The 14,696-nt window shown below is 59.6% G+C and carries 15 protein-coding genes; 6 read left to right on the top strand and 9 right to left on the bottom strand.

The features are described from left to right. Positions 1-19: 19 nt before the first annotated feature. Positions 20-661 (top strand): LysE family translocator, encoded by a 642-nt coding sequence (locus FHT93_RS22565; protein WP_029868785.1) that lies wholly within the window; start codon positions 20-22, stop codon positions 659-661. Here FHT93_RS22565 and FHT93_RS22560 read toward each other — a convergent pair whose 3' ends face one another. Then, positions 662-1,108, bottom strand: a complete 447-nt coding sequence (locus tag FHT93_RS22560; protein ID WP_183849543.1) for a hypothetical protein — start codon at positions 1,106-1,108, stop codon at positions 662-664. It lies immediately after the preceding gene. A 204-nt stretch (positions 1,109-1,312) separates the two neighbouring features. Between FHT93_RS22560 and FHT93_RS22555 the strand changes: the two genes are divergently transcribed. The 4 genes from FHT93_RS22555 to ppa all read left to right on the top strand — a co-directional run bounded on the left by FHT93_RS22555 (position 1,313) and on the right by ppa (position 6,770). Beyond that, complete coding sequence (locus FHT93_RS22555) at positions 1,313-3,400, top strand: M3 family metallopeptidase (protein WP_113204340.1); 2,088 nt, start codon at positions 1,313-1,315, stop codon at positions 3,398-3,400. A 159-nt stretch (positions 3,401-3,559) separates the two neighbouring features. Further along, positions 3,560-5,380 carry a translational GTPase TypA gene (gene typA, locus FHT93_RS22550; RefSeq protein WP_029869162.1) on the top strand — a complete coding sequence of 607 codons (1,821 nt, stop codon included), beginning with the start codon at positions 3,560-3,562 and terminating at the stop codon, positions 5,378-5,380. 198 nt (positions 5,381-5,578) lie between these two features. Next, positions 5,579-6,085 (top strand): GNAT family N-acetyltransferase, encoded by a 507-nt coding sequence (locus FHT93_RS22545; protein WP_112545633.1) that lies wholly within the window; start codon positions 5,579-5,581, stop codon positions 6,083-6,085. A gap of 148 nt (positions 6,086-6,233) precedes the next feature. Continuing rightward, positions 6,234-6,770: an inorganic diphosphatase gene (ppa, locus tag FHT93_RS22540; RefSeq protein WP_112545632.1), complete on the top strand. Its 537-nt coding sequence runs from the start codon at positions 6,234-6,236 to the stop codon at positions 6,768-6,770. 58 nt (positions 6,771-6,828) lie between these two features. Here the strand turns inward: ppa and FHT93_RS22535 are convergent, their stop codons facing one another. Both FHT93_RS22535 and FHT93_RS22530 read right to left on the bottom strand, forming a co-directional pair. Beyond that, positions 6,829-7,140: a DUF167 domain-containing protein gene (locus FHT93_RS22535; RefSeq protein ID WP_113013298.1), complete on the bottom strand. Its 312-nt coding sequence runs from the start codon at positions 7,138-7,140 to the stop codon at positions 6,829-6,831. After that, positions 7,137-7,526, bottom strand: a complete 390-nt coding sequence (locus FHT93_RS22530; protein ID WP_112545630.1) for a YggT family protein — start codon at positions 7,524-7,526, stop codon at positions 7,137-7,139. The genes FHT93_RS22535 and FHT93_RS22530 overlap by 4 nt, the downstream gene beginning before the upstream one ends. 64 nt (positions 7,527-7,590) lie before the next feature. Between FHT93_RS22530 and FHT93_RS22525 the strand changes: the two genes are divergently transcribed. Beyond that, positions 7,591-8,835: an MFS transporter gene (locus tag FHT93_RS22525; protein ID WP_113013297.1), complete on the top strand. Its 1,245-nt coding sequence runs from the start codon at positions 7,591-7,593 to the stop codon at positions 8,833-8,835. Here FHT93_RS22525 and FHT93_RS22520 read toward each other — a convergent pair. From FHT93_RS22520 to hemC, 6 genes are all read right to left on the bottom strand, one after another. Continuing rightward, a complete protein-coding gene (locus tag FHT93_RS22520) occupies positions 8,816-9,568 on the bottom strand; it encodes a glutamine amidotransferase (protein ID WP_112545628.1) in 753 nt (250 codons plus the stop codon). The two genes, FHT93_RS22525 and FHT93_RS22520, sit on opposite strands and share 20 nt — an antisense overlap. Continuing rightward, positions 9,558-10,043, bottom strand: a complete 486-nt coding sequence (locus tag FHT93_RS22515) for a TerB family tellurite resistance protein (RefSeq protein WP_112545627.1) — start codon at positions 10,041-10,043, stop codon at positions 9,558-9,560. The genes FHT93_RS22520 and FHT93_RS22515 overlap by 11 nt, the downstream gene beginning before the upstream one ends. Before the next feature lie 17 nt (positions 10,044-10,060). Next, entirely contained in the window at positions 10,061-11,668 is a 1,608-nt protein-coding gene (locus FHT93_RS22510) for a heme biosynthesis protein HemY (RefSeq protein ID WP_113013296.1), read from the bottom strand. A gap of 2 nt (positions 11,669-11,670) precedes the next feature. Further along, positions 11,671-12,945 carry a mitofilin family membrane protein gene (locus FHT93_RS22505; RefSeq protein WP_183849541.1) on the bottom strand — a complete coding sequence of 425 codons (1,275 nt, stop codon included), beginning with the start codon at positions 12,943-12,945 and terminating at the stop codon, positions 11,671-11,673. Positions 12,946-13,013: 68 nt separating this feature from the next. After that, positions 13,014-13,721: a uroporphyrinogen-III synthase gene (locus tag FHT93_RS22500; RefSeq protein WP_113013294.1), complete on the bottom strand. Its 708-nt coding sequence runs from the start codon at positions 13,719-13,721 to the stop codon at positions 13,014-13,016. Positions 13,722-13,726: 5 nt separating this feature from the next. Next, positions 13,727-14,656, bottom strand: a complete 930-nt coding sequence (gene hemC, locus FHT93_RS22495) for a hydroxymethylbilane synthase (protein ID WP_113013293.1) — start codon at positions 14,654-14,656, stop codon at positions 13,727-13,729. Positions 14,657-14,696 lie beyond the last annotated feature (40 nt).

Genomic DNA, 14,696 nt, shown 5'->3' with positions numbered 1-14,696 from the left:
TTACCATCGGAGCCTTTCCATGCCGCTTTCCCTGCTCGTCGGCGCCTTTCTGGCGGCGCTTTTCTATGTGCTCATCCCCGGTCCGGCTTTTCTGCAGCTTCTCGGTATTGGCGCCGGGCAGGGTCGCAAGGCGGGCGCCTTCTTCATGATGGGGCATCTTGTCGGCGATCTCGTCTGGTCGGGTCTGGCGCTGGTTGCGATCGTCGGCGCCAAGACGATCGGCACGTTCGTTTTCGACCTGCTGGGGCTTGCCTGCGGCTTCTATCTCGCCTGGATCGGCTGGAGCGCCGTCAATGCGAAGCCGAAGGCCGAGGGACAGGCGCTGCTCGTCGTGGAGCGGCCGTTCCGCCGCGGACTGATTTTCGGGGTCACCAACCCGAAGGGCTATCCGGTGGCGCTCGCCACGTTCACGGCGCTGGTCGCAGGCTCTGCAAGCGCGCTCGACTTTCAGGCCCTGCCGATGCTGCTCAGCGTGTCCTTCGTCGGTTTCATCACGGCCGACATCATCCTGATCGGGATCATCGGTGCCGGCGTCGTACGCCGCTTCTACCGCGCCCATGAAAGGCTGATCGTACGTTGCTCGGGCGTGCTCTTCATGGGTTTCGCCGTTCAGGCCCTGTGGCATGCCACGCCTGGTCTGCTCGGTTGGCGCAAGGCCTGATCAGGCCTCGCTACCGAGGAAGCCGACGACCGATTCCAGCGTCTGAACCTCATTTGGGTCGCCAATCGACATGGCGATCCGAAGCTGGTCCTTGTAGTAGTCCAGGAAGTTGAAACTGGTGCCGTCAGTGACATCGGACAGATCGATGACGTTGCCGAGTGGATCGATCGCGTACATGGGCAATGGTTCGGATATTGCGGCAAAGGTACTCTGATCAATCAAGCCATTGTCGAGGCTTTGCCGGGCATAGCTGCGCAATTCGCCTGCACTGACGGCCGTGAAATCGATCGCCTGGCGATTATCAAAATCTTCGATCTGGAATGAGCCTTGAGCAATGCCGTGCTTAGGCTCGATTACAATATCAGCGGTCTTCGAACTTTTTGCGTTATTGTTTGTATTATTTTTGAATAGCAAACTCTGAGAAGACCGCAGGGAAAAAATTTCCATGCGCATGTCCTCTTACTTGAAGATAAGGGGAAACTAGCGTCTCGAGCCGATTCGCGTCAATCGTTAACGATTGGTTAATTTTTATGTATCAATTCTTGCCCACAAGAATTAGCCGGGCGGACAAAAGTCACGGCCGGCCACATATCAATTCCGTGGCGACCTTCCTATATTATTGATCCACTTGCCGGCATAAAGGACTTTCATATGTCTTCTTCCACTCAATTCAATCAGGCACTTGTCAACTGGAATGGCCTTCATGGCCTGCCGCGTTTTGACGCCATTGCCGATAGCGATTTTGCCGCGGCCTTCGAGGCCGCGCTCGCCTTGCACGAAAGAGAGATCGACGCGATCGCCGGCAGCAAGGAAGAGCCGAGTTTCGACAATACAGTCGTCGCACTCGAGATTGCCGGGGATGAACTATCGCGTATTTCCTCTCTCTTCTGGAACCGGGCCGGCGCGCATACCAATGATGTCATTCAGGCGCTGGAGCGGGATATTTCGCCGAAAATGTCCCGGCATTACTCGAAGATCGGCATGAATGCCGACCTCTTCAAGCGTATCGACGCACTCTGGGAAAAGCGTGAAAGCCTCGGCTTGACGCTGGAGCAGACACGCGTGCTGGAGCGGCATTGGAAAGGCTTCGTCAAATCAGGCGCCAAGCTGCCAAAGGCGGAGCAGGAGAAACTTGCTTCGATCAACGAAAAGCTTGCCGGCCTCAGCACCGGCTTCGGACAGAACGTACTTGCCGACGAAAAGGGGTGGTCGCTGATCCTCTCCAGTGAAGAGGAACTTGCCGGCATTCCCGATTTCCTGCGCGACGCAATGGCAGCTGCTGCCCGCGAGCGCGGCGAGGACGGCAAATATGCCGTAACGCTGTCACGCTCGATCATAGAGCCGTTCCTTACTTTCTCCGAGCGCCGGGACCTTCGCGAGCAGGCCTTCAAGGCCTGGGTGGCGCGTGGTGAAAATGTTGGCGAGACGGATAACCGTGGCATTATTAGAGAGACCCTTGCGTTGCGTGACGAGGTGGCAAAGCTTCTCGGCTACGCCAACTTCGCCGAGCTGAAGCTCGACAACACGATGGCGAAGACGCCAGAGGCCGTGAATGATCTGCTGCGCGCCGTCTGGGCAAGGGCGGTGAAGCGCGCTCACGAGGAAGAAGCGGATATCGCCGCGCTGATCACCGCGGAAGGCAAGAACCACGACGTCATGCCGTGGGATTGGCGTCACTATGCGGAGAAGATCCGGGCGCAGCGGTTCAATTTCTCGGAAGCGGAGCTGAAGCCCTATCTGCAGCTCGAAAAGATCATCGACGCCTGCTTCGACGTTGCTGGTCGCCTGTTCGGCATTCATGCCGTCGAGAAGAAGGGCGTTGCCGCCTATCATCCGGATGTCCGGGTCTTCGAGATTCGCGACCGGGACGACAAGCTGGTCGCGCTTTTCCTCGGCGACTATTTTGCCCGCAGCTCGAAACGTTCGGGCGCCTGGATGAGCTCCTTCCAGTCACAGCACAAGCTGACGATGAAGAACGGCCACCATGGCGAGATGCCGATCATCTACAATGTCTGCAATTTCGCAAAGCCCGCGGAAGGAAAGCCGGCGCTGCTTTCGCTCGACGATGCGCGTACGCTGTTCCATGAATTCGGCCATGCGCTGCACGGCATGCTCTCCAACGTCACCTATCCCTCGGTATCGGGTACGGGGGTTTCGCGCGATTTCGTCGAGCTTCCTTCGCAGCTCTACGAGCACTGGCTGACGGTTCCTGCCATCCTCAAGGAATATGCCGTGCATTTCGAAACCGGAGAGCCGATGCCACAGGCGCTGCTTGACAAGGTGCTTGCCGCCCGCACCTTCAATTCCGGCTTCAACACCGTGGAGTTCACCTCTTCGGCGCTGGTCGACATGGCCTTCCATACGCGCGACAAGGTGGAGGATCCGATGGCCGTTCAGGCCGAGGTGCTCTCGGAAATCGGCATGCCGAAATCGATCGTCATGCGTCACGCCACGCCGCACTTCCAGCATATCTTCTCCGGCGGTTATTCGGCGGGCTATTATTCCTACATGTGGTCGGAAGTGCTCGATGCCGATGCCTTCGCCGCCTTCGAAGAGACGGGCGATGCCTTCAACGGCGAAATGGCCGCAAAGCTTCGGAACAATATCTACTCCACGGGCGGCTCCGTCGATCCGGAAGACGCCTACAAGGCTTTCCGCGGCAAGCTGCCGAGCCCGGACGCGATGCTGGTCAAAAAGGGCCTTGCGACCTTCGAGGAATTGACAGGCAGTGACGCTTAAGACAGTTTGATGACATAGAGCAAAGCGGCATGGTGATAGCCATGCCGCAGCTTTCGCGTGCCACCCCCTTTCGCAATCGCGAAAAAAACGGTATGAGCGCGCCAAACATAAATGGCGCGTCCACTAAGCGTAGCGCCCCAGCCTCAGAGATTATGACAAATGGCACTTCGCAACATCGCGATCATCGCGCACGTTGACCATGGCAAAACGACCCTCGTCGACGAACTCCTGAAACAGTCCGGTTCGTTCCGCGAGAACCAGCGCGTTGCAGAGCGCGTGATGGACTCGAACGACCTCGAAAAGGAACGCGGCATCACCATTCTCGCCAAGGCAACCTCGGTGGAATGGAAGGGTGTCCGCATCAACATCGTCGACACCCCCGGCCACGCCGACTTCGGCGGTGAGGTCGAGCGCATCCTGTCGATGGTGGATGGTGCGATCGTTCTGGTCGACTCTTCCGAAGGTCCGATGCCGCAGACGAAGTTCGTCGTCTCCAAGGCGCTGAAGGTTGGCCTTCGCCCGATCGTCGCGATCAACAAGATCGACCGTCCCGATGGCCGCCATGAAGAAGTCATCAACGAAGTCTTCGACCTCTTTGCCAATCTCGACGCGACCGACGAACAGCTCGACTTCCCGATCATGTATGGCTCGGGCCGCGACGGCTGGATGAACGTCAATCCTGAAGGCCCGAAGGACGAAGGTCTTGCGCCGCTTCTCGATCTCGTGCTCAAGCACGTTCCGGAACCGAAGGTCGAAGAAGGCCCGTTCCGCATGATCGGAACGATCCTTGAAGCCAACCCCTTCCTCGGCCGCATCATCACCGGCCGTATCGCATCAGGCTCGATCAAGCCGAACCAGGCCGTCAAGGTTCTGGGCCAGGATGGCAAGCTGATCGAAACCGGTCGTATCTCCAAGATCCTCGCCTTCCGCGGCATCGAGCGTACCGCGATCGAAGAGGCCCATGCGGGCGATATCGTCGCGATCGCCGGCCTCTCCAAGGGCACCGTCGCTGATACGTTCTGCGATCCTGCCGTCTCGGAAGCCATGAAGGCGCAGCCGATCGATCCGCCGACTGTCACCATGTCCTTCATCGTCAACGACAGCCCGCTGGCGGGCACCGAAGGCGACAAGGTGACGAGCCGCGTCATTCGCGACCGTCTTTTCAAGGAAGCCGAAGGCAACGTCGCCCTGAAGATCGAAGAAGCCGAAGGCAAGGATTCGTTCTACGTGTCCGGCCGCGGTGAACTTCAGCTCGCCGTTCTCATCGAAACCATGCGTCGCGAAGGCTTCGAGCTCGCCGTGTCGCGTCCGCGCGTCGTGATGCACAAGGATGAAAGCGGCCAGGTTCTCGAGCCGATCGAAGAAGTTGTCGTCGACGTCGACGAAGAGCATTCCGGTGTGGTCGTGCAGAAGATGTCGGAGCGCAAGGCCGAGATGGTCGAGCTGCGTCCGTCAGGCGGCAATCGTCTTCGCCTGCGTTTCTACGCACCGACCCGCGGCCTCATCGGCTACCAGTCGGAGCTGCTGACCGATACGCGCGGCACGGCGATCATGAACCGCCTGTTCCACGACTACCAGCCCTACAAGGGCGTGATCGGTGGCCGCGTCAACGGCGTGCTGCTCGCCAACGGTTCCGGCGAAGCCGTCGCCTATGCGATGTTCAACCTGGAAGACCGCGGTCCGATGATCATCGAGCCGGGCGAAAAGGTCTATGCCGGCATGATCATCGGCATCCATTCGCGCGACAACGACCTTGAAGTGAACGTCCTGAAGGGCAAGCAGCTCACCAACATCCGCGCCGCCGGCAAGGACGAAGCCGTGAAGCTTACCCCGCCGATCCGCATGACACTCGATCGTGCTCTTTCCTGGATCCAGGACGACGAGCTGATGGAAGTGACGCCGAAGAACATTCGCCTGCGCAAGATGTATCTCGACGCCAACGACCGCAAGCGTTTCGAAAAGTCGAAGGCAGCTCTCTAAGAGCCTCGCCTACTCCTTTAAAACCCCGGCCTTCGCGCCGGGGTTTTTTATTGTGCGCTGCGTCGATTCCGTCTTGTGACAATCGTTAAAAAAGCGTTAAATTTTCTCTGTCGTCCACATATCAAGTCTGTGGGCAATCGATCACGATGCGGCTGCCGCATATGGTTAATTGTCGCCAGCGGGACCAGAGTAAGCGTTATGAAGACGTTGTCGATCGATGTCCGGCGGGCTGAACCGCATGATGCCCGAGCCATTTCGGAAGCCCACCGGCTTTCATGGCAGCATACCTATGCCGGCATCATTCCGCATCGTGCTCTGACGCAGATGATCGAGCGCCGCGGCGAAAACTGGTGGCGCAAGGCGACGCGCGGTCCGGCGACATTGCTTGTTCTGGATGTGGCAGGAACTGTCGCGGGTTATGCGACCCTCGGCCTCAATCGCGCTCGCGCATTGCCTCAGGAAGGCGAAATCTACGAGCTTTATCTGCGCCCGGAATATCAGGGTATCGGCCTCGGAAAATTGCTTTTCGGTGAAGCCCGGCGGTTGCTGAAATCTCTCGGCTGTAACGGTATGGTCGTCTGGTGCCTGGAAGAAAATGAGACCGCAGCCGGCTTTTATCGCGACCATGGCGGTGTCGATTTCTGCGAAGGCATGGAAAATTTCGACCATAAGCAGATCAAAAAGATCGGCTTCATCTGGAACTGATTGCGGTACCGCAATCGCTGCATCTTTCATTAGAAAAATTATATATTTTGACGCCCGCGCGCATTAAGCATTGCTTGCGAGGCATGTTGCGTTGCGTCATGAAACCGATTAACTGGCTTCGAGCAATTCAACCTCCCGGGAGTTTCCTATGCGCATCGACGCCGTTTCAATCGGTAAGAATCCACCTGAAGACGTCAACGTTATCGTCGAGGTTCCGGTCGGCGGTCATCCGATCAAGTATGAAATGGACAAGGAAGCCGGCACGCTGGTCGTTGACCGTTTTCTCTATACACCGATGACCTACCCGGGCAACTACGGCTTCGTGCCGCATACGCTTTCCGAAGACGGCGACCCGATCGACGTGCTGATCGCCAGCACCCGTCCGCTGGTTCCGGGCTGCGTTATCAACGTGCGCCCCATCGGCGTTCTGAAGATGGAAGACAATTCCGGCAAGGACGAGAAGATCATCGCCGTCCCTTCGCCGAAGCTGACGATGCGTTATGACAAGGTGAAGGATTATACCGATCTTCCGGACATCACGCTGAAGCAGATCGAGCATTTCTTCGAGCACTATAAGGATCTGGAGCCTGGCAAGTGGGTGAAGATCTATGGCTGGGGCGACTCCAAGGAAGCAGGCGAGCTGATCCTCGAAGCCATCGAGCGCGCCAAGAAAGAAAAGGCCTGATTCCGGCCATTCTGCAATTGCGGATGCAAAACCGCTGCACATCCTTGCCGGAATTGCTCTAGCCGAATAGCGTTTCGAGCTTGTTGATTAAATCCTCCGGATCGCCATCGATCCGGAGGATTTTTTTGCGCGACGTATCGCCGGCAGCAAGGCTGACCAAGGACTTTCCAATACCCAAAGACTTGGCGACGAGCGCTATAAGGGCCTTGTTGGCCTTTCCCTTCTCCGGGACGGCGGTGACACGCGCCTTCAAAAACATGCCGCCTTCGCCATCTGGTTCGATACCGTCGATGGCATTCTGCCCGCCATTCGGCGTCAGCCTTACGGCAAGACGGACGTGATCACCGGAAAGCCTCCAGGGACGGCTCAAACGACCAGCGAAAATAGGAAAGGCTTGATCGGGTTGTTGAGTATGGCCTGTATGAACAGGATGATCAGCAACAGAACGATCGGAGAGATGTCGATGCCACCCAGATTGGGCAAAAAGCGGCGTATCGGCCGCAATGCAGGTTCGGTGGCGTTATAGAAGAACATACCCAGTTGGCTGACAAACTGGTTATGCGAATTGATGACATTGAATGCGTACAGCCACGAGAAAATGGCGCTGGCAATGATCACGTACCAATAGAGGTTCAAAGCCACATTGATAATCAAAAAAATGGCTTCAAGAATTCCCGCCATTACCGTCTCCAGTTCGTTGTTGACAGATATGTAGACATTGGCGATTAAACGAGCAAGGGCCGTGTGGAGACGCATGGCAAATCATGTTTAACGGGCCACTTCGCAGGCAATTCTGCGCCCGCTCTCTCGGAAAAGCTTCATGTCGCTTTCGCCCACCGGAGACCGTTTTGCCGCGTTCCGGCATCCGTCCTACACCCGCTTTTTCTTCGCGCGGTTTCTGCTTTCCTTCTCGCAGCAGATCGTCAGCGTCGCCGTCGGCTGGCAGATGTATGACCAGACCGGCAGCGCCATTTATCTCGGCCTGATCGGGCTCGTGCAGTTCCTGCCGTCTCTCGCATTGATCCTCGTTACTGGATCGGTGGCCGACCGGCACAATCGCCGTGCGATCGCCTCGATCTGCTCGCTTGTCAGCGCGCTCTGCACGCTTGCGCTCCTGGGGATGACGATTACCGGCAGCTTTTCACCAATTCCGGTTTTCGCGGTGCTGCTGATCTTCGGCATAGAACGCGCCTTCATGACGCCGGCCGTGCAGTCGCTTGCGCCGAACCTCGTGCCGGAGAAGGACCTTTCGAACGCGATCGCCTGGAATTCCTCCTCATGGCAGCTTGCGGCCATCACCGGCCCCGTGCTCGGCGGTCTGCTTTACGGCGTCAGCGCTTCGACGGCCTATATGGTCGCAGTCATCTTTTCTGCGCTGGGCGCGATCCTGCTCTACACGATCCCGAAACCGCCGCAGAAGACGACGGGTGAAGCCAAGAACTGGGACATGATCCTCGGCGGTTTCCGCTATATAAGGGAAGAAAAGGTGGTGCTTGGGGCCATCTCGCTGGATCTCTTCGCCGTTCTCTTAGGCGGCGCCACCGCGCTGATGCCGATCTTTGCGCGTGATATCCTGACGCTCGGGCCATGGGGCCTCGGCCTGCTGCGTTCGGCGCCGGGCGTGGGCGCCATCATCATGGCGATCTTCCTTGCCGCCTATCCGCTGAAGCACAAGGCCGGCCTGTATATGTTCATCGGCGTGGCGATTTTCGGCCTCGGCACGATCGTGTTCGGCTTCTCGACCAATACCGAGGTTTCCATCGCAGCGCTCGCGATCATGGGCGCTGCGGATATGATTTCCGTCTATGTTCGCGAGAGCCTGATTGCGCTCTGGACGCCGGACCATCTGCGCGGTCGCGTAAACGCCGTCAATATGGTCTTTGTCGGCGCGTCCAATGAGCTCGGCGAGTTCCGAGCGGGCACCATGGCCTCGGCCTTTGGTGCGGTTCCGGCCGTCATCATCGGCGGGGTCGGTACGCTTGCTGTCGCTGCGCTCTGGGCAAGCGGCTTTCCGAAGCTCAGGAATATCGATACGCTCGACGCGCCTATACGAGAAGCGCCCTAGTCGTCCTGGCCACGGTCGACTTGCCTTCGAAGACGACATCAAGAAATTCGTCGAGCCAGGCTCTCAGCGGCGCATCGAACAGCATGCGGCCTTCGAGATGTTCGCGTCCCTGCTGTGCATTCGGCAGGATGAAGCGATGGGCGCCGTGCACGACCCAGCGATGCATCATCACCCGCGTCAGCTCCGCATGGAATTGCAGGCCCCAGGCGTTGCCATTGTAGCGGAAAGCCTGGTTGGGGTAAGCGTCGCCGGATGCCAGCAGCTCGGCGCCATGCGGTAGTTCAAATCCTTCCCGGTGGAAGTGATAGACCATCTTCGGCCAGCGCATCAGCAGCCGGCCCTTCTCCGTCGTATGGAGTGGATACCAGCCAATCTCGGTAGACCCGTCGCAATTGGCCGCGACCTTGCTGCCGAGTTGGCGCGCCAGCATCTGTGCGCCGAGGCAGATGCCGAGATAGGGACGGTTTTCCCTGAGGGGGATTTCCAGCCAGTCGATTTCCGCCTTGACGAATTCATCGGGATCGTTGGCGCTCATCGGGCCGCCGAACACCACTGCACCCGCATGGTCGTCGAGCGTCGAGGGCAGCCGGTCGCCAAGCACGGGGCGCCGGATATCGAGGTCGTAGCCTTTCTCGACAAGAAGTTGGCCAACACGGCCGGGGCTTGAGCGCTCCTGATGAAGAATGATGAGAATGGGACGCTTGTCGCGTCTCACTATCCTGTCAGTCGCCATCGTCCTGCACCACCTGTGCGTTTGTCACTCGTGCTGCCGCCTCCTGCCGCTTCTGAATACGCTCACGGGAGGACACCCCCAGGAGATCGGCGATCCGCCAGATCACATGGTCTTCCATTTCGCTGCGCTCGCCGTCGGCATAGACGATATCCCAGAGAATGCCGATCAGCTCCAGACGCTGCTCGGTATTGAGATGTCTCTTTAGATCGGAGGTGAAGCGGAAATAATCAACTGCCGTGCTTTCGGCTTCCAGCCCCGCGGCCATCAAGGCGTCGAGCTGTTTGCCATCAAGCGCGTATTGCTCCTTCAGAAGCTTGCGCAGCCGTTTCTTCTCGCTGTCCTTGATCTGGCCGTCGGCCTCCATGACCTGCATACAGAGCGCGGCCACCGCGATGCGCGGGTCATCGGGCGCAAAGCCTGATTTCGGACGGTCGGCGGTCAGATTTTGGAAGAATGCCTGAAAGCGTTCGAACATGCGGTTTTCGTTCCATTTCAGAAAAGGCGGAGTCGCGTCTTGGTTTCCGGCTCCATCTTGGGATCGCGCACGCCGGGGTCATCCGGCAGGCCACCAAAGAAGGGCTTTGGTTCAGACGCAGCAGGAGCCGGTCGGGAGGTGGACGGTTCATTGGCTTTTGCCGGTGTAGGGGCAGGAGGTGCTGGCCGCACGGCTTCCGCAATCGTTGCGGCTCGTTCCAGCTCGATAATGCGGTGGTCGTTGACCACGCTTTCCGGCCGGGTATGGCGCAGCGGCGGCAAGGTCTTCAGCGCCGTTTCGATCGGGGCGGTCGACCCTTCCTCGATTGGTCCTTCGAGCTGGCCGAAAGGTGCCTTCCACTCGAAGGCGTCGAGACGACCGGTCACCGGCGAGACCGGCAACCATTTGTCGGAAACGAAACCATCGGCAACCCAGGCCGGATCGCGCGGCGCCTTCAGCGCCTGTGCCAGCCAATGGCGCACGCGACCCTGATCGCCGGTCTCTGCTTCCTCGATGTCTGCGAGCAGCAGAAAGGCCGCCTCGCGGGGTTCGATACGGGCGGCTGCTTCCGCCTTGGCACGCGCCTTGGCGAATTGCTGTGCATCGAGTGCGGCCTGTGCGACGACGAGGAGAGATTCGACATTATTCGGCCGCATGCCTTCCAGCCGCTCGGCGCGCTTCAGGCGATCGAGTGTCGAATCGCCGCTGCGGGCGCGGACATAGACGCGACCGATCTCGGGATGTGGCGCGGCCTTCCATGCCTGTTCGAGAATGGAGGCAGCCTTGCGTATGCCGTTCTCGCGGAACAGCGCCTTTGCGGCGATAAGTGCGGCGGGCACGAAATCGGCTGAAAGCTTCAGCGCCTGGAGGGCATCATCACGAGCGCCGGCGGCATTGCTTTCCAGCTTGTCATCGGCGCGCGCCGTCAGCAGCACTGCATGCAGACGGTTGGCCTCCGCCTTTTCGACAACCTTGGCGGCCTTCTGCTGTTCCAGCAGACGGATGGCCTCGTCCCAGCGGCCGGACTGGCTGCGATATTCGAGCGTTGCCTGTGCTGCCCATGGCAGGTATGGCGCATTGTCGGCCGCCTTTTCCGCGTATTGGCGGGCGGCTTCGTTTGCGCCGAGACGCCTGGCCTCCAGGTAAAGGCCGCGCAAGCCAAGCTCCCGCGTCTCCGGATCGTTGGCCATCGCTTCGAACTTGGAGCGTGCCTCGTCGTAGCGGCCTTCGATGAGCGCCGCCTGGGCTTCCAAAAGATTGATCAGCGGTTCCTGATCGGCGCGGATAAGACCGCGCGAGCGTGCCGCCATCTTGCGGGCGAGCAGGGCATTGCCGGCGCCGGCTGCAATGAGGCCGGTCGACAGCGCCTGGTAACCGCGGTCGCGTTTACGGGCGCGAAAGAAGCGCGTCACCGAATGGGGAGAGGTCCATATCAGGCGGACGAACCACCAGGCCACCATGACGGCAGCGATCAGCGCAATGATGGCGCTTGCCGCCACGATCAGCTTGGTCTGGTAGATCTGCCCTTCCCAAATCAGCGACAGATCGCCGGGACGATCGGCAAGCCAGGAGAAACCATATGCAAGAACGAGGACGAGGAGCGCGAAGATAACCAGGCGGACCATACTCATCCTTCCTTGCCGGTGCCGGAAACGGCCTTCGAGAGAGCGCCGCCAACGAGATCCTCGACGCGGATACGAGCTTCGAGCGACTGCTTGAAGGCGGCGGAAGCCTGCTTGGCAGCAGCAGGCAGGCTGTTCCATTCAGTGGCTGCACCGGGCAGATCGCCGTTCTTCACCTTGTCCTCCATACGCGCGGCGATCGCCTCAACGCTTTCGCCTTCGACATTTCCGACGGGGCGGACCGAAACCAGGGATTTGGCGCTCGACATCAGCCGGTCAGACCAGCTCTGGTTGGGATCGGGCTGGTTGACGGACTCGACGATCGCTGCCGCAACATCGGGAACCTGACGGATGAGCTCGGCGCGGGAGGGCACGCCGGTTTCGGCAAAGCCGCGCAGATCGGTTGCAGCGGGATCGTCGGGTGCTACGCCGGCAAATGTATCGAGTTCGGCGATGAAAGGGCCGCCGCGGTCGATCGCGGCCTTGAGCGCTGCGGCTGCGATAGCCCGGGCGACGGCGACATCCTCGCGCGGTTCATTCAGCTTCTTTTCGGCTTCGGCAAGGCGGCTGGAAATATCGGCGCCGCTGGAGGCCTGCTGTTCGGTGGTCTGCGTAAGGCTCGTCTTCAACTGCTCGATTTGAGCAGTCAGATCTGCAATCTTCTGGTTGAGCGCTTCAACACCGCCAGGCTCTGTCGCTGTGCCGGATGCCGGTGCCTGGGGAGCCGCTTCGAGAGCCGCGACGCGCTTTTCGAGAGCACTTGTATCGGCGGCCGGCGGCGGATTGGCGGCAAGGCTTGCGACCGATTGCTTGAGCCCTTCGATCTCGCCGGCGAGATCGGCCATATCGGCTGAATTCGTCTGCGAGGTTGAGGAACCCGGCAGATAACCGGCATATTGAATGGCTCCGGCGCCGAGCAATGCGACAAGGCCGCCGAAAATGCCCGCGGCGATCAGACCCGATGTGACCGCTCCCTTCTGCGGCGGCGGCGGTTGCACCGGTTCCGAGAGCGGGGGTTCCTTGGAGAAGGACCCATCCTGCGCGCCGGCGGCGCGTTCGCTTTCGTGTTCGGACAGCGGTTCACCCGCGGCTTCTGCAGCGGAAACGGCCTCGGCGACAGGCGCATCATCGATGGCTTGTGCGGCTTCTTCAGCAGGCTTTTCAGGATCAGTCGCCGAGGCGAAGTCCTGCGCGTCCAGGTCAATGGTGACCGGCTTGTCGGAGCTCTTCGAGTGGCGTGGCGGATTTCCCGATACCATGAGGTCCTCATTATCCTGCATTGCAACGAAACTAGACAGGGACGGCAGTTAAGGGAAGAGGTTAGATCAAATTTGGGCGGCTAAAGCCTTCAAAGCAGCGACAAAAGGCTTTTTTCATCCGGCATCGGCGAAATCTCCAAGGCTGTGCTCAAAAGAGATGGAACAGCTTCCGCTACAGTGTTGCTGAGACAAATGAGACGGATTTTCGGCAGCTGCAATAAAAGGGACTCTACCTGCGGGATCTGAAAGAAATTTGCGGCCGTTTGGCGGGAGTAGAAAAGAACAGCATCAGGAGGATTGCGCATGAGGAAGGTGGCGACCGTCCCGGGGTCGAGAGCGATAGATTCCATCCGGTAACATTCGGCCACTGAGAACTGACGCCCCAGCTCGGTCAGCCGCGTCTCGAAGGCCTCGGCACGCGGAAGGCCGGCGAGATAGACAAGCCCGCCGGTATTGTTTGCCGCGATCAACTCGGCCAGTTCGCGGCCGCTGCCAGACGATGTCGTGACGGAGCGGAATCCCAGCTTGCGGGCCTCCTCAGCCGTCATCTCGCCGACGGCAAAGAGACGGCGCGAAAGGTGGGGTGTCAGCGCGTCATCCAGAGATTGTAACGTGCGCACCGCCTCCGCGCTCGTTATCGCTATCGCCCCAGTGGTTGTTTCCAGACCCCGGCGAGCGGCTGCCGCATCGTGAATGGGACGGGTCAGTGGCAGCAATAGTGGCTCGTGGCCTAGCTCGCGTAAACGTTGAGCGGTTCGCTCGCCCGAATGTGCCGGACGGGTGACGAGCACGCGCATGCCGGCTAGCTCCAGTCCTCAAAGAAGCTGCTTCCTGCTCTTGCGCGGACATCCTGTCCGGCGCGGGTGCCGAGTGCAGCGGCATCGCGGCGATTGCCATCTATGGTGATCGCATGCTGATGGCGGCCGTCAGGGGTAATGATGAGACCCGAGAAACGGATCTGATCACCTTCGCAGACGGCGTAACCGCCGATCGGCGTGCGACAGGAGCCATCGAGGGCGGCAAGGAATGCGCGTTCGCAGGAGACCGTGTCGAAGGTCGGCGGATCGTTGATCGGCGTCAGCAGTTCGTCGATCCTGTTGTCGCCGATGCGGCTCTCGATACAGATCGCGCCCTGTGCGGGTGCCGGCGGGAAGCTATCGGGGTCGAGGATATCGGTGATCACCTCGACCTTGCCAAGACGCTTGAGGCCCGCAAGCGCCAGAAGCGTCGCGTCGACCTGACCTTCCTGCAGCTTACGCAGGCGCGTGTCCACAAGGCCGCGGAAAGTGATGACGTTGATATCCGGCCGCATGCGGCGAATGAGCGCCTGACGGCGAAGCGAGGATGAGCCGACGGTTGCGCCATGGGGCAGGTCGATCAGCTTCGGAGCGGTGCGGCCGACAACCGCGTCGCGAATGTCTTCGCGCGGCAGATAGGCGGAGAGGTAGAGACCTTCTGGCAGGTTGGTAGGCATGTCCTTGCTCGAATGCACGGCAAAATCGAGATCGCCGGCCGCAAGCTGCTGCTCGAGCTCTTCCGTGAAAAGTCCTTTGCCGCCGATCTCGGCCAGGGAACGGTCGGTGATGCGGTCGCCCTTGGTCGTCAGAACGACGATTTCGAACATTTCCTCCGGAAGATTGTGGGCTGCCATCAGCCGATCTCGGGCTTCGTGCGCCTGTGCGAGCGCCAGCGGGCTGCCACGCGTGCCGATACGGAAAGGTTTTGTTTGCATCCGCTTTGTTCCGTTGTTACCGGAGTTCTCGTAAACAGGT

This window comes from Rhizobium sp. BK379 (assembly GCF_014193955.1).
GTDB lineage: Bacteria > Pseudomonadota > Alphaproteobacteria > Rhizobiales > Rhizobiaceae > Rhizobium.
Note: the sequence above shows the minus strand (reverse complement) of the source record. Positions and strands in the feature narration are given on the sequence as shown.